This is a genomic window from Pseudomonas floridensis (genome assembly GCF_002087235.1).
Classification (GTDB): domain Bacteria; phylum Pseudomonadota; class Gammaproteobacteria; order Pseudomonadales; family Pseudomonadaceae; genus Aquipseudomonas; species Aquipseudomonas floridensis.
Window position 1 is genome coordinate 1 of record NZ_MUIO01000112.1, and the last position, 22,836, is coordinate 22,836.

Genomic DNA, 22,836 nt, shown 5'->3' on the forward strand with positions numbered 1-22,836 from the left:
GTCCCACGCCCCACACAGGCCCCGCCTGCTCACGCAAATGATGGATCAGCTCATCGACCAGATTCAGCCAGTTGTCATCCACCGGAAAGCGCGGGTCATGGGCATGCTGTTCCAGATGAACGACCGGATACTCGGGCGCCAGCGCTGCAAACAACTTGCCGTAAGTGGCGGACGGAAAGCCATTGGCGTGGGCGAAGAACACGGGCTGGGGCATGCCGATACACTCAAAGGCCGAACGAGTGGCGATTGTGCGCACCGCGCCAGAACCACGGCAACGATTGGAACTGCCATCGAAGGGGGCACTCCGGCCATCGCGCCGTGTTAACGCCATGACCGGGGCAGATCATCTTTCATAGCGTCTGGCCAAATCGGTCCAGTGACGCTTTAAGGTAGGCTATCTGAAACCCATAGGACTGTTTGACCAGTGCCTTGACGTCCGATGCGGGTTTGGCTTTCTTTATTTCCAGCATGCCCAACTGCATGGCCTGCACCGTCACATCTGCCATTTGCTGAAATAGCCCCATGTAACCGTTTCCTGGCATCTGCTTGATCAATTGCGCGAAAAGCTTATCGGCATCATCGCGCAGCGCCAGAAACTCTGCATTGGTCAGAACATTGTCTGCATAGACTTCCTTCAGTCGTTTTTCGAGATTCATCTCGGGTGGTTAGGTGGCACAGTCTTCGGTGTCGCGGTGCTGGACGCCGCGGGCACGGGCGCTACGGGCTGGGGGGCAACAGACACCGAAGCGGCAGGCTCAGAAGCGGCAGGCACGGACTCGAGAGCCGCAGCCTCGGACGTTGCGGGATCAGGGGAAGCAGGCTTGGTGGAACCCTGTTCGTCGGTCATTGCTAATCCTCCTCGGAAAAATGCTCCTTTCAGGGAACACACCGCCACTAGGACAGATCACCTGACCGCCACAACGCCCAAACTGGAACAATACCCGCCCCTTTAATAGCCAAAGCCTCGCTCAACGCGCAGGCGGTTCCTGGCCGTGAGGAACGACCGCAACGGTCAGACGCGAGATACAGCTCAGCTTGCCCTCGTCAGTGGTAATTCGGATATCCCAGACATGCGTGGTCCGGCCGATGTGAACCGGCCGCACGACCCCGGTCACCCGTCCGGAACGTACACCGCGCAGGTGATTGGCGTTCACTTCCAGACCTACGCAGAAAAACTTCTCCGAATCGACCAACAGGTAGCTGGCCATCGAGCCCAGTGATTCGGCCAGTACCACCGAGGCGCCGCCGTGCAACAGGCCGAACGGTTGATGGGTACGCTGATCGACCACCATGCTGGCGGTCAGGGAGTCTTGCGTGAATGATTCGAAACGAATATCCAGCACTTCGCCAATGGTGTTTTTCTGAGCCTTCATCAGGGCTTCGATATCGGGGGTGACACGCCATACACTCATACTCGATCCTTCTTCAATGGTGGGGTGACGCTGTTGTTCTCAAGTCCGGACGCCCAACGATTCGGGCCCGCTCAGACGTGACGAATACTGTTGAGGTGCATGCCGCCAGCCAGCACCTGTTCGCCTTCCAGCTCGGCCAGACTGGCGGTGCTCATGGGTTCGGAATGCTGATAACTGCCATGGGTCAGCAAACCGACCAATGCACCGACCAGCGGCTGGTGACTGACCAGCAGAACCTCATCAACGCCCAGCGTTTCAAGCTGGCTCAGCACTTGACGCGGGTCGCTGTCGGGTGTCAGCCAGGGCACGGTGATGACCGGTTCACTGAAGTCCAGCGACTTGTGCACCAGCTCGGCCGTCTGCCGAGCGCGCACATAAGGGCTGGCGAGAATTTTCTGCACCGGCTTGTCAGTTAGATGCACCGCGCTTTTGAGCACTTCTTCGCGACCATGCGCGGTCAGTTCACGCTCGGCATCGCTACGTGCCCTCGACTGAGCTTCACCATGGCGCAGAACCCAGATCTTCATAGTCTGGGCTCCTCGTCGCGCACCGGATGCGGTGCCGGTGCGACATAGTGTGCCGCTTCGCCCTCCGGCGCACGTGGCGCCGGCCAGTCGGCGAATGGCCAAGGCTTCTGGTCGGTGTGGAACGTACCAAACCGGCCTATCTGAGCCAGGAACTGGCTGAGGCTGTCGCCAAAGTTCATCAAAGTGGCGCTGGGCGCCCCGTAGATCAAGCGATAGCCCAGTTGCACCAGCACCACGCCGGCCAGCACCACCTCAGCGACCTGCCAGACGATGACGAACAGCAGCATCCAGAGAATGCGCAGCAGGATGGATTCGTTCTTCTGAGTAGTTGACTCGTTCAAGACCCTTCTCCCGGTATAAGTGGGTTTCAGTTGAAGCCCGTGATGGAAATGAAGTCCACGTCAGTCTTGGGCTCTGCGCGCATCAGCGCCTCGATGACCTGATTGAGCGTACGACCTTCGAAAAGAATGGCATGCAGACCGGCGACCAGCGGCATGTAAACCTGCGCTTCCTGAGCTTTGACCTTGAGCACTTTAAGGGTGTTCACGCCTTCTGCGACCTCCCCCAGACGCGTGACGGCTTCATCCAGGGTCAAACCCTGCCCCAGCGCAAAGCCCACCTGATAGTTACGGCTTTTGGGCGATGAGCAGGTGACGATCAGGTCGCCCACTCCGGCCAGCCCCAGGAAGGTCATCGGATTGGCGCCCTGAGCCACCGCGAAACGGGTCATCTCGGCCAGTGCGCGGGTGATGAGCATGCTTTTGGTGTTCTCCCCCATCTCCAGCGCCACTGCCATGCCGGCAATGATCGCGTAAACGTTTTTCAATGCCCCGCCCAACTCGACACCGAAGCGGTCGGCACTGGCGTAGACACGAAACGTGCGGCCATGCAGCACCGCCTGCACCTGCTGGCACAGCGCCTCGTCTTCGCTCGCGACCACGGTGGCGGTCAACGCGTGCTCAGCAATCTCCCGCGCCAGATTCGGCCCGGACAGTACGCCGATGCGCGCCTGCGGCACGATTTCTTCGAGAATCTGGCTCATCAGCTTGAACGTCTGAGCCTCGATGCCTTTGGTCAGGCTCACCAGCATCTTGCCGGTCAGGCGCTCGACATGGGGCGACAACACGCTGCGCAGAGCGCTGGACGGTAACGCGACGAAAATCAGCTCGCTGCCGTCAAGCGTTGCAGCCAGATCAGTCACCGGCTCGACTTCCGGCCGGACCTTGATGCCCTTGAGGTAGCGCGGGTTCTCACGCTTGACGCGAATGGCCTCTGCCTGCTCGGGGTCACGCATCCATTGCCGAACCTGATGACCGTTTTCGGCCAGAAGATTGGCGATGGCAGTGCCGAAACTGCCGCCACCAAGAACCGCTACAGGCTGCTGCGTGGTCATAAATCCATCCATCCTGGGCCATTGACTGGCGATGTCGGCATTATACGGAGCGCTACGCCATCGGCCAGCGGCAAACGGCTTCGTCCCGTATTCATCCGTGAAGCGAACTGGTGTCGCCGCCTGCGTGCGACGAATAAGTTGTCGGGAAACCGCTGTCATCTCGGGTAACATAGCCGGACACACTGTAGATGATCGTGTCCGCTGGCGTTACTGTCTGGCCAGGCCGACCACACGGATGCGATGAAACGGATCAAGAGCGCACAGGCATGGACGCATCAAACCGATTCCAGAGGCATGCCCGAGCCACAAGGCGCGGCCAATGACGTTGCGCAATTGGGACATCAATACCCGCACGCAGATCATCAGCCTGGGCCCAGCCCTGTTGCTGACGGTACTGCTGATCGGTTTCTTTACATTCGTGCGTATTCAGGACCTGCGTCAGGAGCTTAACCACACCGGTCAGCTGATCGCCAATCAGTTGGCTCCTGCCGCAGAGCCAGGCTTGCTGATCGGCGATACCGAAAGTCTCAAGGGCCTCATGCGCGCCACGCTGTCCATGCCCAGCGTACGTTATGTGGAGATCCAGGACAGCTCCAACACCGTGCTGGTCTACATCGACCAACCGCGAGAAAACGAGCACCAGAGTCGGCAGATGGAGATCTTCCAGGCCCCTGTTCAGGCGCAGCATCTGGTGGTGCACGGCGCGGCGAGCACCGGCGAGGTGCCGCCGGGTCTGGCCTCCCAACGTTATCTGGGCCGGGTGCTGGTAGGTATGTCCAGTGAGGCATTCAATCGTCGACAGCAGGAAATTCTCCTGAAGGCCGGCATCCTGGCGCTGTGCGCCCTGCTCTTTACCTTCCTCCTGGCCAAACGCCTGGCGCTCAGCCTGTCGCGTCCGATCAGCCGCATGGGTGACGCGCTCAAGGCCATCCAGAAAGGCGACTACCGAACGCCACTGCCCGTCAGCGACGACGCCGAACTGGGTGCCTTGGCGCGCCACATCAACAATCTCGCCGCGAATCTGGACAAGGCCAGCCTCGAACAGCAGCGCTCCATGGCCCAGCTCATCCAGACCCGCGAAGAGGCAGAACAGGCCAACCGCGCCAAGTCCGATTTCCTGGCGATGATGAGCCACGAACTGCGCACGCCCATGAACGGCGTGTTAGGCATGCTGCAGTTGATGGAAACCACGCGCATGACCGACGAACAGAGCGAGTATGCCGCGCTGGCAACGGAGTCGACCGAACACTTGCTGCGGGTCATCAACGATATCCTCGATTTCTCCCGCATCGAACGCGACGCGCTGCAGATGGAGGGCATCGCGTTCAATCTGGCTGAATTAGTGAGCGCCTCGACCCATGCCTTCAATCACAACGCTCAGCAGCGCAACCTGCAGCTGAATCTGCAGATTCAGCCCGGCATGGAATCGCTCACGGTCATCGGCGACCCGACACGCATACGCCAGATTCTGGTGAACCTGATTGGCAACGCGTTGAAATTCACCGAAGCGGGCAGTGTCTGTGTCAATGCGGGCTGGGTCATGCTCGAGGGTGATCAATTGCAGTTCACCTGCACCGTAGAAGACAGTGGCATCGGCATTCATGCCGACCGTCTGGAATCCATGTTCGACGCGTTTCAGCAGGCCGACAGCTCGATTTCCCGACGCTACGGCGGCACCGGACTCGGCCTGCCGATTGCGCGCACCCTCGCCGAGCGCATGGGCGGCACGTTGCGTGCCCAGAGCGAAGAAGGCACGGGCTCCCTGTTCACCCTGCAGCTCCCACTGCCTGTGTCGCGCCAACTGCCCATCGACACCCGGCAACCTTTATTCGCCCTCGACGCCCCGGACAAGGAGCGGAGCGTGCTGCTGGTCGAAGACAACCCGGTCAATCGCACCGTGGTCCAGGCCATGCTGCATAATCTGGGCTGTCAGGTGGATGTCGCCGTGGACGGTGCAGAAGCGGTGATCATGGCGGGGGCCGGACATTACGGGCTGATTCTGATGGATTGCCGACTGCCGGTCATGGACGGTTACGAGGCAACACGCCGCATCAGGCAACTGAACGGGCTCGAACACACGCCCATCATCGCCTTGACGGCCAACGCCTTGCAGGGAGATCGGGACGCCTGTTTACAGGCGGGCATGGACGATTATCTGGCTAAGCCCTTCAAACATGCTGATTTACAGCAGATTTTGCGGCGCTGGCTGGTCTTTCGGACACCCGCGACTGGCGATAAATGTTAAATTGCGGCAGTCTTGACACTTTGATCGGCCCCTGGCTGCGGTCGTATGACAAAATTCAGTGCACAGGTGTACTTTGATTTCCAACGCCCTGTGACTTTCACTACAACGCAACAGTCTATGAGTAGGCTGCCGGACATAGTCCTGGCAAATGAGTCCGCCAGGACTGGCGTTTGGGCCAGTGGCGCCCCAACCTGCCGCACAAGATCATTGAGGAGCTCGCATGACCAAACAACACGCCTTTACCCGGGAAGACCTGCTGCGCTGCAGTCGTGGCGAGCTGTTTGGCCCAGGTAATGCGCAACTGCCCGCCCCCAACATGCTGATGGTTGATCGCATTACGCACATCAGCGAAGAAGGCGGCAAGTTCGGCAAGGGTGAGTTGGTCGCCGAACTGGATATCAATCCGGACCTGTGGTTCTTCGCCTGCCACTTCGAAGGCGATCCGGTGATGCCCGGCTGTCTGGGTCTGGACGCAATGTGGCAACTGGTCGGTTTCTACCTGGGCTGGCAAGGCAACCCTGGCCGTGGGCGCGCCCTGGGTTCGGGTGAAGTGAAGTTTTTTGGCCAGGTCCTCCCGACCGCAAAGAAAGTCACCTATAACATCCATATCAAACGCACCATGCGCGGCAAACTGGTCCTGGCAATCGCCGACGGTACCGTGAGCGTTGATGGTCGCGAAATCTACAGCGCCGAAGGCCTTCGTGTCGGCCTGTTCACTTCCACTGAAAATTTCTAAGGGTACTCGCATGCGCCGCGTCGTTATCACTGGTCTGGGTATTGTTTCCTGCTTGGGCAATGACAAAGACACCGTCACCGCAAACCTGCGTGCCAACAACCCTGGTATCCGCTTCAAGCCGGATTATGCCGAAATGGGTCTGCGTAGCCAGGTTGCCGGCTCCATCGACCTCAACCTCGAAGAACTGATCGACCGCAAGATTTTCCGTTTCGTCGGCCATGCGGCTGCCTACGCCTACCTGGCCATGAAAGACGCCATCGCCGACTCGGGCCTGACCGACGAGCAGGTTTCCAACGTACGCACCGGCCTGATCGCCGGTAGCGGCGGCGCGTCGACGCTGAACCAGATGGAAGCGCTGGACATCCTGCGTGAAAAAGGCGTCAAGCGCGTTGGTCCGTATCGCGTCACCCGGACCATGGGCAGCACCGTTTCCGCCTGCCTGGCCACGCCATTCAAGATCAAGGGTGTGAACTACTCCATCTCGTCCGCCTGCGCCACCAGCGCCCACTGCATCGGCAACGCTGTCGAGCAGATCCAGCTGGGCAAGCAGGACATCGTCTTTGCCGGCGGCGGCGAAGAAGAACACTGGAGCCAGTCGTTCCTGTTCGACGCGATGGGTGCGCTGTCCACTCAGTACAACGAAACGCCGGAAAAAGCGTCCCGCGCCTACGACGCCAAGCGTGACGGTTTCGTCATCGCAGGCGGCGGCGGCATGGTCGTGGTCGAGGAGCTGGAACATGCTCTGGCGCGCGGCGCGAAGATCTACGCGGAAATCGTCGGCTACGGCGCGACTTCCGATGGCTATGACATGGTCGCACCAAGCGGCGAAGGTGCCATCCGCTGCATGCAGATGGCGCTGTCGACCGTTGAAGGCCCTATCGACTACCTGAACACCCATGGCACCTCGACTCCGGTCGGCGATGAAATGGAGATGAACGGTGTACGCGCAGTCTTCGGCGACAAAGCCCCGGCCATCAGTTCGACCAAAAGCCTGTCGGGTCACTCGCTGGGCGCCGCTGGCGTTCACGAAGCGATCTACTGCCTGCTGATGATGGAAAACAACTTCATCGCCGGCTCCGCCAACATCGACGAGCTGGACCCGAAAGTCGCTGACATGCCAATCCTGCTGGAAACACGTGAAAACGCAAAGCTCGATCGCGTCATGAGCAACAGCTTCGGCTTCGGCGGCACCAACGCCACGCTGGTTCTGCAGCGCTATCAAGCGTAAGCAAGAACCCGTGCTAGATAGAAAAGGCGCCTTTCGAGGCGCCTTTTCCGTTTTCGGACTGCGGTACGCAGCAGGCTGGATGAAAACACTTGTCGGGGCGGCTTGCTGCAGGAAATCGGTCATGCCGACCATGACGTTCTCCCCTCGCCCTGCCCGCGTTATGATTCCAGACACTCCCTGACCGACCATCGAGACCCGAACCATGCTCACCCTCACACCACGCGCCGAAACGGTGGAAGGCCAGCCGATTCTGCGTCCCCTGCCCTCCGCACGCTGCCGCAGCATCGGGCCATTCGTATTCTTCGACCACATGCTGGCGACGGATTACCCGCCAGGCACCGGCATGGATATCCGCCAGCACCCGCATATCGGCCTGTCGACGCTGACGTATCTGCTGGAAGGCGAACTGCAGCACAAGGACAGCCTGGGCAGCGACCAGTGCGTCAAGGCAGGAGATGTAAGCTGGATGACGTCAGGCGCAGCCATTGCTCATATCGAACGCACACCGGCCCCCTTGCGGGTGAGCGGCTCGCGCCTGCATGGCCTGCAGATCTGGCTCGCATCACCTCGCGACCATGAACAAGGTCCAGGTCATTACAGCTATCACCCGGCACACAGCCTGCCGCAACGCGACAATATGGGCATTTTCATACGGATGCTGGCCGGTAGCGGCTTTGGACTGCAATCACCCGTACCGGTGCTCTCAGACACGCTGTACGCCGAATTGCGCCTGCAGACCGCCACAACCCTGGCGATCGAGCCGGAACATCAGGAGCGCGCGCTGTACGTTTTAGAGGGTGAAGCTGCACTGGACGGCACGCCGGTCTTGCCCTGCACGCTGGTCGTGCTGGAGCCGGGAACCACTGTCAATCTGTGCGCGGAAAGCGAATGCCATGCCGTTCTGATAGGCGGCGCAGCACTGGACGGGCCGCGTCGCATGAGCTGGAATTTCGTTGCCAGCGATCCCGTACTGATCGAAAGCGCACGCCGTCGATGGGCAGAGGGCGACTGGCCGACCGTTCCGGGAGAAACGGGCCGGATCGAGCTGCCTTGATCCGGCCCTTGATGCTCTTATTTCTCGTTGAACACTTCGTTCAACAGATCGTGCATTGACTTGAAGGCGCGCGCAGCGACCTTGGCGTCGTACATCATCTTGCCCGGAACATTGGCGTGCGGATCGGTGAACGAATGGAAGGCGCCACCGTAGTTGTGCAACTGCCAGTCCACATTCGCCGCATTCATTTCGTCTTCGAACGCCAACTGCTGATCTTTGGGCACCATCGGATCCGATGCGCCGTTCAGGACCAGAACAGATCCCTTGATATTGCCGGCATCGGCAGGGTTTGGCGTGTCCAGCGTGCCATGGAAGGAAATGGCTGCCTTGAGGTCTGCGCCGCTGCGTGCCAGCTCCAGTGAACAGCAGCCGCCGAAGCAGAAGCCGAACGTCGCGATGCGGTTGGCGTCCAGCGACACACCTGCCTGACTCAGCAGCAGATCAAGACCGGCCTGCATGCGCTTGCGCAGCAATGCACGATCATCTTTCAGCGGCATCATCGCAGCGCCTGCTTCATCACCATTGGCCGGGCGAATTTTCTGACCATAAAGGTCGGCCAGCAGTACCACATAGCCCTGCTCAGCCACGGCCTTCGCGATGTCTTCGGCGCCTTCGCTGACACCCATCCAGTTGGGCGCCATCAGCAGACCCGGACGTGACGAGGTGGCGCTGGCGTCGTACACGAGACGACTTTCATAGGGCTGGCCATCAATCTGATGCACCACGGAACGGACAGTAATCTTGCTGCTCATCGCTGACTCCTGATCATTTGAGTTTCGAAAAAATACAGTGCGAAAGCACAAACAAAAAACCCGCCGAAGCGGGTTTTCTGTCATTCGGTCATCAAACCGACAGTTCTACCAACAGCTTGTTCAGACGGCGCACGTAAGCGGCCGGATCTTTGAGGCTGTCACCGGCAGCCAGTGCAGCCTGATCAAACAGGATGTGCGACAGGTCACCGAAACGCTCTTCGCTCTGCTCGCTGTCCAGCTTGCCGATCAGCGGATGGGAAGGGTTGAACTCGAAGATCGGCTTGGAATCAGGCACCTTCTGGCCACTGGCTTCCAGAATCTGCCGCATCTGCAGACCCAGATCCTGCTCGCCGATGGCCAGGATCGCCGGAGAATCGGTCAGTCGATGTGACACACGCACCTCACTGACAGACTCGCCCAACGCGGTCTTGAGACGCTCGATCAAGCCCTCTTTGTCCTTGGCGATCTCTTCCTGAGCCTTCTTGTCTTCTTCGGAGTCAAGCTTGCCCAGATCCAGATCACCGCGCGCAACGTCAACGAAGCCTTTGCCGTCGAAATCGCTCAGGTAGCTCATCAGCCACTCGTCGATACGGTCGGTCAGCAGCAGGACTTCGATGCCTTTCTTGCGGAAGACCTCAAGGTGCGGACTGTTCTTGACCTGCGCATAGGACTCACCCGTCAGGTAATAGATCTTGTCCTGACCTTCCTTGGCACGAGCCAGGTAATCGGCCAGCGATACGCTCTGCTCGCCCGTGTCGTCAGAAGTGGCAGCGAAGCGCAGCAGACCGGCAATCTTCTCCTTGTTGGCGAAGTCTTCTGCCGGACCTTCCTTGAGGACCTGGCCGAAATTCTTCCAGAAGCCCTTGTACTGCTCGGGTTCGTTCTTGGCCAGTTTTTCCAGCATGTCGAGCACGCGCTTGGTCAGCGCCGACTTCATCGAATCGATGATCGGGTCTTTCTGCAGGATTTCGCGAGATACGTTCAATGACAGGTCGTTGGAGTCGACCACGCCCTTGATGAAGCGCATGTACAGGGGCAGGAAAGATTCCGCCTGATCCATGACGAAAACGCGCTGCACGTAAAGCTTCAGGCCACGCGGCGCTTCACGCTGATACAGATCGAAGGGCGCGCGAGCCGGCACGTACAACAGCGACGTGTACTCCAGCTTGCCTTCGACCTTGTTGTGGCTCCAGCTCAGCGGATTCTCGTAGTCGTGAGCGACGTGCTTGTAGAACTCCTGATACTCCTCGTCCTTCACTTCAGTGCGCGGACGGGTCCACAGCGCGCTGGCGCGGTTGACGGTTTCCCACTCGAGCGCCGGAGCCTCTTCGCCTTCGGCCGCGGGAGCCTGCTCTTTCGGCAGCTCGATCGGCAAGGCGATGTGGTCGGAGTACTTCTTGATGATGTTGCGCAGACGGAAGCCGTCGGCAAATTCTTCTTCACCGCTCTTGAGGTGCAGAACGATGCGGGTGCCACGCTCGGCTTTTTCGACGTTGGCAACTTCGAACTCGCCCTCACCTTTGGAAGACCAGTGCACACCTTCGCTGGCTGGAAGGCCGGCGCGGCGGCTGAACACTTCAACCTGACTGGCGACGATGAACGCGGAATAGAAGCCCACGCCGAACTGACCGATCAGGTGCGAATCCTTCTTCTGGTCGCCCGACAGGTTTTTCATGAAATCGGCGGTACCGGATTTGGCGATGGTGCCCAGATGGGTGATCACATCGTCGCGGCTCATACCAATGCCGTTGTCTTCAAGCGTAACGGTCTTCGCCTCCTTGTCGAAGCTCACGCGAATCTTCAGCTCCGCACCGCCTTCCAGCAGTTCGGGCTTTGACAGCGCCTCGAAACGCAATTTGTCGACCGCGTCGGACGCGTTCGAGATCAACTCGCGAAGGAAAATCTCCTTGTTGGAATACAGCGAATGGATCATGAGGTGCAGCAGCTGCTTTACCTCGGTCTGGAAGCCCAGGGTTTCCTTTTGAGTTTCCACACTCATGGTCATCAAACTCCGATCTGGATGGCATAAGCCGCCACAGCGAGGCAGGTGCCTGTGTAGCAGCGGGTAGTCATCAAGGTGGGGGCTGGGGAGAGGATTTCAAGGGCACTCGATCAATCGGTGCATCTCCCTGTTATCCAATGTGCGCAAGTCCGGGCACTCTGCGTGCGCACGCGACTATCGATCGCGCTTCATTACCGTTTCAGGCGATCGGCTTACTGACGGTTCGATACATGTCAAACGCCATAAAAACACGCGCCTGAAACAATATCGGACTCGGTTGGAACTTAATTTACAAGGGTGTGCTCTTAGCCACGTAGATACTCAATAAGGAGAAACACCCCATGCGTAAATCTTTAGCCTATGCCTTGATGCTTTCTGCCACTCTGGGTCTTGCGGCCTGTGACAAAAAGTCCGAAAACACCCAGCAAGATGCCAACAAAGCAGCTCAACAATCTCAGGAGTCGATGGAAAAGGCTCAGGAAAAAGTGAACGACGCTGCCAAGGAAAGCCAGGAAGCTGCGCAGAAAAACGCAGAAGCCGCTCAACAGCGCGCCACCGAAAACACCAACCAGGCCCCAGCCCCGGCGACCGAGGCAGCACCTGCGAAAAATTAAGCCAACCGGCTTGCAGAACTACACATAATAAAGCCCGCATTCGCGGGCTTTATTATTTTCCATTTAGTTATATTACTTGACTCATGCCAACGCTTCGCTGCGCTTGCCTATTATCCGATCGACAACAACGGCAGCCGCCAGCGTTATAACCGATGGAATCAACCAGGCCAGGCCTTGTTCACTGAGCGGCAAGTTGGTTAGCGCACCAGGCAGGTAGTCGGTAAAGCCAGCGCCTTTAATCGCATCGATCAATCCGAATATCAAAGACACCAGCATCACGGGTGCGACCACACGCCCCTGACTCCGCCAGAGGCTGCTGCAAAAACTCAGCGCCACCAGCACGATGCACGGCGGATAGATAGCGGTCAGCACCGGGATCGAGAACATGATCAGCTTGGTCAGGCCGAGGTTGGACACCAGCAACGAGAAACCGGCCAGCATCACTACTAGCGTCTTGTAGGACAGCGGTAGCACCTTGGCAAAATACTCGGCACACGCGCAGGTCAGGCCTACGGCCGTGACCAGACAAGCCAGCGAAATCAGCACAGCCAGGAAACCGCTGCCCAGCGAGCCGAAAGTGTGTTGCACGTAGGCATGCAAAACCGCCGCGCCATTGCTTGCGCCTGCTGCCACTGCATGGCTGCCCGAACCGAGCCGGAACAGGCTGATATAGACCAGCGCCAGGCCAACGCCCGCAATCAACCCGGCGATGATCGCGTAGCGTGTGATCAGCCGCGGCGACTCGACCCCGCGAGAGCGAATGGCATTGACGATGACGATGCCGAACACCAGCGCCCCCAGCGTATCCATGGTCAGGTAGCCGTTGATGAAGCCTTGTGAAAACGGCGCAGCCGCATAAGCAGGCTCAGCCGTACCGATATCGCCGGCCGGCAGCGCAAAGGCGGCGACGCCCAGAATGGCCAGCGCGATGATTTTCAGCGGCGCCAGAAAACGCCCCACGGTATCGAGCAGACGACCGGGGTAAAGCGACACCCAGAACACCACCAGAAAATAGACCAGACTGTAGAGCGCCAGCGCCATCGGGCTGTCACCGGTCAGCGGCGCGAGCCCCACTTCGAATGATACGGTGGCGGTACGCGGCGTAGCGAACAGCGGACCGACCGCAAGATAGCAGCTCGCAGCCAGAATACCCCCGGCGACCTTGCCGATAGGACTGCTGAGCGCGTCCATCGCGCCACCGACCTTGGCCAGCGCGATGACCGTCACTACCGGCAGACCCACAGCCGTGACCAGAAAGCCCAGCGCTGCGATCCACACATGTGGCCCGGCCTGCAAGCCAACGATTGGGGGGAAAATGATATTGCCGGCCCCGACGAACAGGGCAAACGTCATAAAACCAAGTGCCAGGATGTCCTGACCTTTCAATACTTTCATTCCGAACAACCACACAGAATCGAGATAAGGGAGGGGGCGTCACCCATGAATGGGGTAAACGCGGCCCGTCGGCGTAGGACGTGGCAGTGGTTTGCGAAATGCCCCTCGTGAGGGCTACGCAAAAAAATGGTCGACAGGGTAGCTAACTCGGGCGAAAAATGCACTATCGCAGGGCAAGACACGCGACGACGCACCTCAATCTTGCACCCGTATGTACCTTTCGATTTCAGAAAAGCCTGACAGACCGGGCTTGGGGGAAGCGCTAGATTGATCGGCATTTCCGGATCGAGACCGCCCAATGCCGCCCGAGACGCCACTACGCCACATCACAACGCCGACCCTGCATACACCCCGCCTCATGCTTCGCCCGTTGCAACTGGACGACGCCGCCGATTTGCAGGCTTCATTCAACCACTGGGAAGTCGTGCGCTACCTGACTCATCACGTACCCTGGCCCTACCCCGACGGCGAGGCACTGCGTTACCTGCAAGAGGACGCCTTGCCTGCGATGGAGGACGGCGAGGAATGGCACTGGTCCATTCGTCTGCGCGATGACCATAGCCTGATCGGCAGCGTATGCGTCATGGACGAGACGGACAACAACCGGGGTTTCTGGCTGGCACCGCCTTACCAGGGTCAGGGCCTGATGTGGGAAGTGTGCGAAGTGATCAATCATTTCTGGTTCGAAACGCTCCAGCGCCCTGCCCTTCGAGTGGCCAAATCGGCACTGAATGAGGCGTCTTGCCGCCTGTCGATGCGCGAGGGCATGCGTCTGGTCGAGACCCGCGAAGATCAGTTTGTCTGTGGCAGGACCGAGGAGCAGATCTGGCAGCTGAGCCGGGAACAATGGCGGGCAATAGCAGGCCGCCAGCAAGACTGAAAGGTGCCGCAACTTTTCCGTCGCCCAAACAAAAGCCACCCGAAGGTGGCTTTTGTCGATTGCCTGCCAGTAAGCGATGCTTACTTGGTGGTCCAACCGGTCAGCTCGGCCAACGCCTTGCCGATGTCTGCCAGGGAACGAACGGTTTTGACGCCCGCGTCCTGCAGTGCAGCGAATTTCTCGTCTGCAGTACCTTTACCGCCGGAGATGATCGCGCCCGCATGGCCCATGCGCTTGCCCGGAGGAGCAGTCACACCTGCGATGTAGGAAACGACCGGCTTGGTTACGTGCGCCTTGATGTAGGCAGCCGCTTCTTCTTCAGCCGAACCGCCGATCTCACCGATCATGACGATGGCTTCGGTCTTCGGGTCTTCCTGGAACAGCTTCAGGATGTCGATGAAGTTAGAGCCCGGGATCGGGTCACCACCGATACCGACACAGGTGGACTGACCGAAACCGGCGTCAGTGGTCTGCTTGACCGCTTCGTAGGTCAGGGTGCCGGAACGCGACACGATACCGACCTTGCCTGGCAAGTGGATGTGACCTGGCATGATGCCGATCTTGCACTCGCCCGGAGTGATCACGCCTGGGCAGTTAGGACCGATCAGGACCACGCCCAGCTCGTCGCACTTGACCTTGGCTTCCAGCATGTCGATGGTCGGGATGCCTTCAGTGATGCAGACGATCAGCTTGATGCCGGCGAATGCAGCTTCCAGGATCGAGTCTTTGCAGAACGGAGCCGGAACGTAGATAACCGAAGCATCGGCGCCGGTAGTGGCAACAGCTTCTGCAACAGTGTTGAACACCGGCAGGTTCAGGTGAGTGGTGCCACCTTTACCTGGAGTCACGCCGCCAACCATTTTGGTGCCATAGGCAATGGCTTGTTCGGAGTGGAAGGTACCTTGCGAACCAGTGAAACCCTGGCAGATAACCTTGGTGTCTTTATTGATCAGGACGCTCATTATTTGCCCTCCGCAGCTTTGACGACTTGTTGAGCAGCGTCGGTCAGGCTGGTAGCCGCGATGATGTTCAAACCGCTTTCTGCCAGTACTTTAGCGCCCAGTTCAGCGTTGTTGCCTTCGAGACGAACAACAACCGGGATTTTCACGCCAACTTCTTTCACTGCGCCGATGATGCCTTCGGCAATCATGTCGCAACGAACGATGCCGCCGAAGATGTTGACCAGTACTGCCGCCACGTTGGTGTCGGACAGGATGATCTTGAACGCTTCGGTAACGCGTTCCTTGGTGGCACCGCCGCCAACGTCAAGGAAGTTTGCAGGCTTGCCGCCATGCAGGTTGACGATGTCCATGGTACCCATGGCCAGACCGGCACCGTTGACCATGCAGCCGATGTTGCCTTCCAGCGCCACGTAGTTCAGTTCGAACTTGGCAGCGTGAGCTTCGCGCGGATCATCCTGGGATGGATCGTGGAAAGCCTTCAGCTTTGGCTGACGGTACATGGCGTTGGCGTCGATGTTGATCTTGGCATCCAGGCAGTGCAGATCGCCATCAGCCTTGATCACCAGCGGGTTCACTTCCAGCAGGGCCAGATCGTGGTCCTGGAACAGCTTGGCCAGACCGGTGAAGATCTTGGCGAACTGAGTGACCTGCTTGCCTTCCAGACCCAGCTGGAACGCCAGATCGCGACCCTGGAACGGCTGAGCGCCGACCAGTGGATCGATAGTGGCCTTGAGAATCTTTTCAGGAGTGTCGTGAGCGATCTTCTCGATGTCCACGCCACCTTCGGTGGACGCCATGAACACGATACGACGGCTGGAACGGTCGACAACAGCGCCCAGGTACAGCTCTTTGGCGATATCGGTGCACGACTCGACCAGGATCTTGGTCACTGGCTGACCGTTGGCGTCAGTCTGATAGGTCACCAGACGCTTGCCCAGCCACTGCTGTGCGAACGCTGCAGCGTCTTCCTTGCTGCGAACCAGCTTGACGCCGCCTGCTTTACCGCGACCACCTGCGTGAACCTGGGCTTTGACGACCCACTCGGTTCCGCCGATCTTGTCGCAGGCTTCTGCTGCTGCTTCCGGGGTGTCTACTGCGTAGCCTTTGGATACTGGCAGGCCGTATTCAGCGAACAGCTGCTTACCCTGATACTCGTGAAGATTCATGCTTATTACCGTCTTCGTTTAGGTACTGCGCATTCGGTGCTGCACGTCAGCGTGCCGCACCACCTGTGACCGCTACTCCTGGTTGACGTCATGAGTGCCGTGGGACATTCCTGACGCCGCCTGAGAGGTCGAGTCCGACGCAGATTCCGCGGTAAGTCCTGCTGGCAGGACTCACGACGGGCACTGCATCGTGGTTTCTTGTTGTCTTAGCGTTTCTTGCGGTTCTGGATGTGGATGGCACCGCCATTCACCGCCAGTGCCGCTTCATGCAGCGCTTCGGACAGGGTCGGGTGCGAGAAGACCATCATGCCGATATCTTCTGCACTGCTCCCGAATTCCATTGCAATAGCACCCTGCTGAACCAGTTCGGCAGCGCTCGGGCCAATGACGTGAACGCCCAGAACGCGGTCGGTCTTGGCATCGGCAATGATCTTGACGAAACCACCGGTATCGTTGGCAGCCATGGCGCGGCCACTGGCTGCAAACGGGAAGGTGCCGACGTTGACTTCAACGCCTTCAGCCTTCAGGGTCTGCTCGGTCTTGCCCACCCATGCGATTTCCGGGTGAGTGTAGATAACCGACGGGATCAGATTGTAGTTCATCTGGGCCTTGTGCCCCTTGATGCGCTCAACAACCATGATGCCCTCTTCCGATGCCTTGTGCGCCAGCATCAGACCACGAACCACGTCGCCGATCGCGTAAACGCCCGGAACGCTGGTCGTGCAGTAGTCATCGACGTAGATGAAGCCGCGCTCGTCCAGATCGACGCCGCTATCGGCTGCCAGCAGATCGGTGGTCACGGGGCGGCGACCGACCGCAACGATCAGACGGTCGAAGGTGATCGACTGCTCGCCTGCGGCGTCGGTGTAGCTGACAACCACTTCTTCGCCATTGACTTTCGAACCGGTCACACGAGCGCCCAGCTTGATGTCCAGACCCTGCTTGGTGAAGGTCTTCAGCGCTTCCTTGGAAACCGCTTCGTCAGCGGCCGGAATGAACTTGTCCAGTGCTTCCAGAACGGTGACCTGAGCGCCGAGGCGAGCCCAGACCGAACCCAGCTCCAGACCGATGACGCCCGCACCGATCACGCCCAGACGCTGTGGAACCTGTTGGAATTCCAGAGCACCGGTGGAGTCGACGATGACTTTCTGGTCGACCGGAGCCGGCGGAATGTCGATCGGACGGGAGCCTGAAGCCAGGATCACGTGATCCGCTTCAATGATTTCGACCGTGCCATCAGCACCGGTCAGTTCGACTTTCTTGCCGGCCAGCAGCTTGCCGTGGCCCTGCAGGGTGGTCACGCCATTGGCTTTGAACAGGCTGGCAACGCCGCCAGTCAGGCCTTTGACGATGTTGGCCTTGCGACCGACCATCGCCGGTACGTCCATGGTCACTTCGGACGTCGAAATGCCGTGAACACCGAAGCCGTTCTTGGCTTCGTAGAATTTCCAAGAGCTGTCCAGCAGCGCCTTGGATGGAATGCAACCGACGTTCAGGCAAGTACCGCCCAGGGCCAGTTTGCCCTCCTTGTCCTGATACTTCTCGATGCAGGCAGTCTTGAGACCAAGTTGCGCAGCCTTGATGGCGGCAACATAACCGCCAGGGCCTGCGCCAATCACTACCACGTCGAATTTCTGGGACATAAAAAGATTCCTTTTAGCTGCGAGCTTCAAGCTGCAAGCTGCAAGCCGGTCTGCCTTGCGGCGTCGCTGACTTGCGACCAATTCATAGATGCAACACGCCAGCCCGGGGCTGCATGCCGATCGACCTCAACATCAAGGCGACGGCACACAGCCTCAGGCTGCTTCATCAGATATCCAGCAGAAGACGAGCCGGATCTTCCAGCAGGTTCTTGATGGTAACGAGGAAGGTTACTGCTTCTTTACCGTCGATCAAGCGGTGATCATAGGACAGCGCCAGATACATCATCGGACGGATCACCACCTGACCATTGATCGCCATTGGACGCTGCAGAATGTTGTGCATGCCCAGGATGGCGGCCTGCGGCGGGTTGACGATCGGCGTCGACATCATCGAACCGAAAGTACCACCGTTGGTGATGGTGAAGGTACCGCCAGTCATCTCGTCGATGGACAGCTTGCCGTCACGCGCCTTCTTGCCGAAAGTGGCGATGCCGCCTTCGATTTCAGCCAGACTCATGTGCTCGGCGTTACGCAGAACCGGTACGACCAGACCACGGTCGCTGGATACCGCAACGCCCACGTCGGCATAGCCGTGATAGACGATGTCGGAACCGTCGATCGAAGCGTTGACCGCCGGGAAACGCTTCAGCGCTTCAGTTGCCGCCTTGACGAAGAACGACATGAAGCCCAGACGCACACCGTTGTGGGACTTCTCGAACAGGTCCTTGTACTTCGAACGCAGCGCCATGACTTCAGTCATGTCCACTTCGTTGAAAGTGGTCAGCATGGCCATGTTGGACTGAGCTTCAACCAGACGCTTGGCGACGGTTGCGCGCACGCGGGTCATCGGCACGCGCTTCTCGGTGCGATCACCAGCAGCCACGACAGGTGCGGCAGCGGCAGCAGGCTTGGCAGCAGGCGCAGCGGCTGGAGCGGATTTCTTCGCTTCAACGGCAGCGACCACGTCTTCCTTGGTGATACGGCCATCTTTACCGGTGCCCTTCACGCTGGCCAGGTTGATAGCGTTTTCTTCGGCCAGTTTGCGTGCAGCAGGCGCGGCAATCGCGTCTTCATCGGCTTCGGAAGGTGCAGCAGCAGGCGCCGAAGCGGCCGCTGGAGTGGCAGCCGGTGCAGCAGCGGCTGCTGGCGCGGCGGATGCGGTGGCACCGGCGTCCAGGGTTGCAATCAGCTCATTGGAGAGAACGGTATCGCCCTCGCCTTTCACGATCGATGCCAGCACGCCGTCAGCTTCGGCCAGCACTTCGAGAACAACCTTGTCAGTCTCGATGTCGACCAGCAGCTCGTCACGTTTTACCGCTTCGCCCGGTTGCTTGTGCCACTTGGAAATGGTGCCGTCGGCAACGGATTCCGGGAAAGAGGGGGCTTTGATCTCGATAGCCATTATCTGTAATTCCTTAATTCGGTTTCTAATGCTCGAAGGCGTTAAACAGTGAAGGCATCTTGCAGGAGTTTTTCCTGCTGCTCGGCGTGCATCGAAGCGTAACCACACGCTGGAGCGGCAGAAGCATCACGACCTGCATACTCGAGAACGAGTTCGCGCTTGTGGTTGCCCACGCTGCGGCGCAGATGGTGCTGACTGCTGTACCAGGCACCCTGGTTCATCGGCTCTTCCTGACACCACACGACATTTTGCAGGTTGGTGTAAGGCGCGATCGTTTCCATCAGATCATCCTCAGGGAACGGATACAGCTGCTCGATACGAACGATGGCGATGTCTTCACGGCCTTCGGCAAGGCGCTTTTCCAGCAGGTCGTAGTAGACCTTGCCGCTGCACAGTATCAGGCGGGTGACCTTGGCCGGATCGAGGGTGTCGATTTCCGGAATGACGGTCTGGAACGAGCCTTCGGCCAGTTCTTCGAGCGTCGAAACCGCAAGCTTGTGACGCAACAGCGACTTGGGCGTCAGGACAATCAGCGGCTTGCGCAGCGGACGAATCACCTGACGACGCAGCAAGTGGTAGATCTGCGCCGGGGTTGTCGGCACACACACCTGAATGTTGTGCTCGGCACACAATTGCAGGTAGCGCTCCAGACGTGCGGAGGAGTGTTCCGGCCCCTGCCCTTCATAACCATGAGGCAGCAGCATGGTCAGACCGCACAGACGGCCCCACTTGTGCTCGCCACTGGTGATGAACTGGTCGACAACCACTTGAGCACCGTTGGCGAAATCGCCGAACTGGGCTTCCCAGATCACCAGCGCATTAGGCTCGGTGGTCGAGTAGCCGTACTCGAATGCCAGCACGGCTTCTTCCGACAGGAACGAGTCGTACAGGTCGAAGCGAGGCTGACCGGCATACAGGTTCTGCAGAGGAATGTAGGTGCCTGCATCTTTCTGGTTGTGCAACACGGCATGACGGTGCGAGAACGTACCGCGACCGATGTCCTGACCCGTCATGCGGATCGGGTGACCTTCAAACGCCAGTGTGGCGTAGGCCATGGTTTCGGCGTAGCCCCAGTTGATCGGCAAGCCACCGGCCTGCATCTTCTGGCGATCTTCATAGATCTTCTGCACCTGACGCTGCACGACGAAGCCTTCCGGCAGCTCCATCAGTTTGGCGGACAGTTCCTGCAGGGTCTTGAGATCGAAACGGGTGTCATGACGCGCGGTCCAGGCATGGCCCAGATACGGACGCCAGTCCACGAACAATTCCTTGTTCGGTTCCTTGACCAGGCTTTTCACCACGTGCAGACCGTTGTCCAGCGCATTGCGGTAGTCGTCGACCTTGCCCTGAACACGGGCGTCGTCGAGGATACCGGTCTTGATCAGGTGTTCGGCGTACAACTCGCGAGTGGTGCGCTGCTTGGTGATCTGCTGGTACATCAGAGGCTGGGTGCCGCTTGGCTCGTCAGCTTCGTTGTGACCGCGACGGCGGTAGCAGACCAGGTCGATGACGATGTCACGCTTGAACTGCATGCGGTAATCGATCGCCAACTGAGTGACGAACATCACGGCTTCCGGATCATCACCATTCACATGGAGAATCGGCGCCTGAATCATCTTGGCAACGTCGGTGGCGTACTCGGTGGAACGCGAGTCCAGCGGGTTGCTTATGGTGAAGCCTACCTGGTTGTTGATGACGATGTGGATCGTGCCGCCAGTCTTGAAGCCGCGGGTCTGCGACATCTGGAAGGTTTCCATCACGACGCCCTGACCTGCGAAGGCCGCGTCGCCGTGGATGGAAATAGGCAGAACCTTGTCACCGTTCGGATCGTTGCGACGATCCTGACGCGCACGCACCGAGCCCTCGACCACCGGAGAAACGATCTCCAGGTGAGACGGGTTGAAGGCCATGGCCAAGTGAACTTCACCGCCTGCGGTCATGACATTGGAAGAGAAGCCCTGGTGATACTTGACGTCACCGGAACCCAGTTCCACTTTCTTCTTGCCTTCGAACTCGTCGAACAGCTCGCGCGGGTTCTTGCCGAAGGTGTTGACCAGCACGTTCAGACGGCCACGGTGGGCCATGCCGATCACGACTTCCTTGGTGCCGTAGGAACCGGAACGCTGAATCAGCTCGTCCAGCATCGGGATCAGGCTTTCACCACCTTCCAGACCGAAGCGCTTGGTGCCCGGGTATTTGGTGCCAAGGTACTTCTCAAGGCCTTCGGCCGCGGTGACGCGCTCAAGCAGATGGCTCTGGATGTCGGCTGAAAACACAGGACGACCACGGACGCTTTCCAAGCGCTGCATGAACCAGTTGCGCTGCTCGGAATCCACGATGTGCGTGAACTCGGAGCCGATGGTGCGACAATATGTCTGCTGCAACGCTTCATGAATTTCGCGTAGGCTCGCTTCCTCTTTGCCGATGAACAAGTCGCCGGCGCGGAAAGTCGTATCCAGATCGGCATTGGTCAAGCCGTAATGATTGATCGACAGATCGGCGGGTGCAGGACGCTGCCACAGACCCAGCGGATCGAGCCGGGCAGCCTGGTGGCCACGCATACGATAAGCCTGGATCAGTCGCAGCACTTCAACCTGCTTCTTTTCATGTTCGCTGCTCACACTGCCGGCGGACACCGGTTGAGCGCGGCGCTGGTTTTTGGCCAGCAACACGAAATGATCGCGTATGGTCGAATGCGATACATCAGTGGCAGAGCTGCCATCAGCTGGCAACTTCTGAAAGTAGGTGCGCCATTCTTCTGGCACAGCGTTAGGGTCGTGCAGGTAAAGCTCATAGAGCTCTTCCACATAGGCAGCGTTACCACCGGATAGGTGGGCACTGTTCCACATGCGCTGCATCACGCTTTCTTGCATGCTTGGTCACCCTCGGTAAGGGGACACCACCGGCGAAGACACCAGAGCAATCCTGAAATAGTCGTGTGCAGCGACCGTATCAAGTCACCAGGGAATCACGCAGATAGTCCGGGTACCAGCCCGGATGCCCCTGCTGGTCTCATTTCTTCAAAATAAGAGCGGCAGCTTTGCGAGCTACTGCTCAGGTTAAAACCACGGCGCCGGTTGAAGCCTGCGCCGCAGCCATTTCAGTGCAACGGTGTTACGGGTAGAGCGATGAATCAGACGCCGTTCTGCAGCAGCATGTTGCGTACGTGACCGATAGCCTTGGTTGGGTTAAGGCCTTTCGGGCAAACGTTGACGCAGTTCATGATCCCACGGCAGCGGAATACGCTGAACGGATCGTCCAGCGAAGCCAGACGTTCACTGGTCCGGGTGTCACGACTGTCAGCCAGGAAGCGGTAGGCTTGCAGCAGTGCAGCAGGGCCCAGGAACTTGTCCGGGTTCCACCAGAAGGACGGGCAAGATGTCGAGCAGCAGGCGCACAGAATGCACTCGTACAGGCCATCGAGC

General features: G+C 58.9%; 20 protein-coding genes and 1 pseudogene. 6 read left to right on the forward strand and 15 right to left on the reverse strand.

Features of this window, described 5'->3' with window-relative positions:
• From BZK31_RS24435 to BZK31_RS24460, 6 genes and pseudogenes are all read right to left on the reverse strand, one after another.
• A pseudogene (locus BZK31_RS24435) lies at positions 1-214 on the reverse strand (alpha/beta fold hydrolase); the annotation flags it as partial.
• Positions 215-350: 136 nt separating this feature from the next.
• Positions 351-656: a hypothetical protein gene (locus BZK31_RS24440; RefSeq protein ID WP_208617231.1), complete on the reverse strand. Its 306-nt coding sequence runs from the start codon at positions 654-656 to the stop codon at positions 351-353.
• Positions 657-968: 312 nt separating this feature from the next.
• Positions 969-1,412, reverse strand: a complete 444-nt coding sequence (locus tag BZK31_RS24445) for a hotdog fold thioesterase (protein ID WP_083185853.1) — start codon at positions 1,410-1,412, stop codon at positions 969-971.
• A gap of 71 nt (positions 1,413-1,483) precedes the next feature.
• A complete protein-coding gene (sixA, locus tag BZK31_RS24450; RefSeq protein ID WP_083185854.1) occupies positions 1,484-1,939 on the reverse strand; it encodes a phosphohistidine phosphatase SixA in 456 nt (151 codons plus the stop codon).
• Complete coding sequence (locus tag BZK31_RS24455; protein WP_244182728.1) at positions 1,936-2,226, reverse strand: DUF4389 domain-containing protein; 291 nt, start codon at positions 2,224-2,226, stop codon at positions 1,936-1,938. Before BZK31_RS24455 ends, sixA begins: the two co-directional genes overlap by 4 nt.
• An 80-nt stretch (positions 2,227-2,306) precedes the next feature.
• Positions 2,307-3,332, reverse strand: coding sequence for an NAD(P)H-dependent glycerol-3-phosphate dehydrogenase (locus BZK31_RS24460; RefSeq protein WP_083185856.1), 1,026 nt, complete (start codon positions 3,330-3,332; stop codon positions 2,307-2,309).
• A gap of 319 nt (positions 3,333-3,651) precedes the next feature.
• On the opposite strand from BZK31_RS24460, the gene BZK31_RS24465 reads away from it, so the two are divergent.
• The 4 genes from BZK31_RS24465 to BZK31_RS24480 all read left to right on the forward strand — a co-directional run bounded on the left by BZK31_RS24465 (position 3,652) and on the right by BZK31_RS24480 (position 8,595).
• Positions 3,652-5,577 carry a response regulator gene (locus tag BZK31_RS24465; RefSeq protein ID WP_083185857.1) on the forward strand — a complete coding sequence of 642 codons (1,926 nt, stop codon included), beginning with the start codon at positions 3,652-3,654 and terminating at the stop codon, positions 5,575-5,577.
• Between the two features lie 220 nt (positions 5,578-5,797).
• Entirely contained in the window at positions 5,798-6,313 is a 516-nt protein-coding gene (gene fabA / locus BZK31_RS24470; protein WP_024686114.1) for a 3-hydroxyacyl-[acyl-carrier-protein] dehydratase FabA, read from the forward strand.
• Between the two features lie 10 nt (positions 6,314-6,323).
• Positions 6,324-7,541 (forward strand): beta-ketoacyl-ACP synthase I, encoded by a 1,218-nt coding sequence (gene fabB, locus BZK31_RS24475; RefSeq protein WP_083185858.1) that lies wholly within the window; start codon positions 6,324-6,326, stop codon positions 7,539-7,541.
• Positions 7,542-7,743: 202 nt separating this feature from the next.
• Positions 7,744-8,595 (forward strand): pirin family protein, encoded by an 852-nt coding sequence (locus BZK31_RS24480; protein WP_083185859.1) that lies wholly within the window; start codon positions 7,744-7,746, stop codon positions 8,593-8,595.
• A 17-nt stretch (positions 8,596-8,612) separates the two neighbouring features.
• Here BZK31_RS24480 and BZK31_RS24485 read toward each other — a convergent pair whose 3' ends face one another.
• Together BZK31_RS24485 and htpG are read right to left on the reverse strand one after the other, a co-directional pair.
• The gene (locus BZK31_RS24485; protein ID WP_083185860.1) at positions 8,613-9,347 is read right to left on the reverse strand and encodes a dienelactone hydrolase family protein; all 735 of its coding nucleotides are present in this window, start codon (positions 9,345-9,347) and stop codon (positions 8,613-8,615) included.
• A 91-nt stretch (positions 9,348-9,438) separates the two neighbouring features.
• Positions 9,439-11,346, reverse strand: coding sequence for a molecular chaperone HtpG (htpG, locus tag BZK31_RS24490; protein WP_083185869.1), 1,908 nt, complete (start codon positions 11,344-11,346; stop codon positions 9,439-9,441).
• Between the two features lie 344 nt (positions 11,347-11,690).
• On the opposite strand from htpG, the gene BZK31_RS24495 reads away from it, so the two are divergent.
• Positions 11,691-11,963 carry a hypothetical protein gene (locus BZK31_RS24495; RefSeq protein WP_083185861.1) on the forward strand — a complete coding sequence of 91 codons (273 nt, stop codon included), beginning with the start codon at positions 11,691-11,693 and terminating at the stop codon, positions 11,961-11,963.
• 81 nt (positions 11,964-12,044) lie between these two features.
• On the opposite strand, the gene brnQ is transcribed toward BZK31_RS24495, so the two are convergent.
• Positions 12,045-13,358, reverse strand: coding sequence for a branched-chain amino acid transport system II carrier protein (gene brnQ, locus BZK31_RS24500; protein WP_083185862.1), 1,314 nt, complete (start codon positions 13,356-13,358; stop codon positions 12,045-12,047).
• 298 nt (positions 13,359-13,656) lie between these two features.
• On the opposite strand from brnQ, the gene BZK31_RS24505 reads away from it, so the two are divergent.
• Positions 13,657-14,238 carry a GNAT family N-acetyltransferase gene (locus BZK31_RS24505; protein ID WP_083185863.1) on the forward strand — a complete coding sequence of 194 codons (582 nt, stop codon included), beginning with the start codon at positions 13,657-13,659 and terminating at the stop codon, positions 14,236-14,238.
• An 80-nt stretch (positions 14,239-14,318) separates the two neighbouring features.
• Here the strand turns inward: BZK31_RS24505 and sucD are convergent, their stop codons facing one another.
• The 6 genes from sucD to BZK31_RS24535 form a co-directional block, all read right to left on the reverse strand.
• Complete coding sequence (gene sucD / locus BZK31_RS24510; protein ID WP_083185864.1) at positions 14,319-15,200, reverse strand: succinate--CoA ligase subunit alpha; 882 nt, start codon at positions 15,198-15,200, stop codon at positions 14,319-14,321.
• Positions 15,200-16,366, reverse strand: a complete 1,167-nt coding sequence (gene sucC / locus BZK31_RS24515; protein ID WP_004882574.1) for an ADP-forming succinate--CoA ligase subunit beta — start codon at positions 16,364-16,366, stop codon at positions 15,200-15,202. The genes sucD and sucC overlap by 1 nt, the downstream gene beginning before the upstream one ends.
• A 206-nt stretch (positions 16,367-16,572) precedes the next feature.
• Positions 16,573-18,009, reverse strand: a complete 1,437-nt coding sequence (gene lpdA / locus BZK31_RS24520) for a dihydrolipoyl dehydrogenase (RefSeq protein WP_083185865.1) — start codon at positions 18,007-18,009, stop codon at positions 16,573-16,575.
• 166 nt (positions 18,010-18,175) lie between these two features.
• Complete coding sequence (gene odhB, locus BZK31_RS24525) at positions 18,176-19,411, reverse strand: 2-oxoglutarate dehydrogenase complex dihydrolipoyllysine-residue succinyltransferase (RefSeq protein WP_083185866.1); 1,236 nt, start codon at positions 19,409-19,411, stop codon at positions 18,176-18,178.
• 41 nt (positions 19,412-19,452) lie between these two features.
• Complete coding sequence (locus tag BZK31_RS24530; RefSeq protein WP_083185867.1) at positions 19,453-22,284, reverse strand: 2-oxoglutarate dehydrogenase E1 component; 2,832 nt, start codon at positions 22,282-22,284, stop codon at positions 19,453-19,455.
• A 260-nt stretch (positions 22,285-22,544) separates the two neighbouring features.
• Positions 22,545-22,836, reverse strand: a 292-nt coding sequence (locus tag BZK31_RS24535) for a 4Fe-4S dicluster domain-containing protein (RefSeq protein ID WP_157900789.1), incomplete at its 5' end; no start/stop codon positions are given.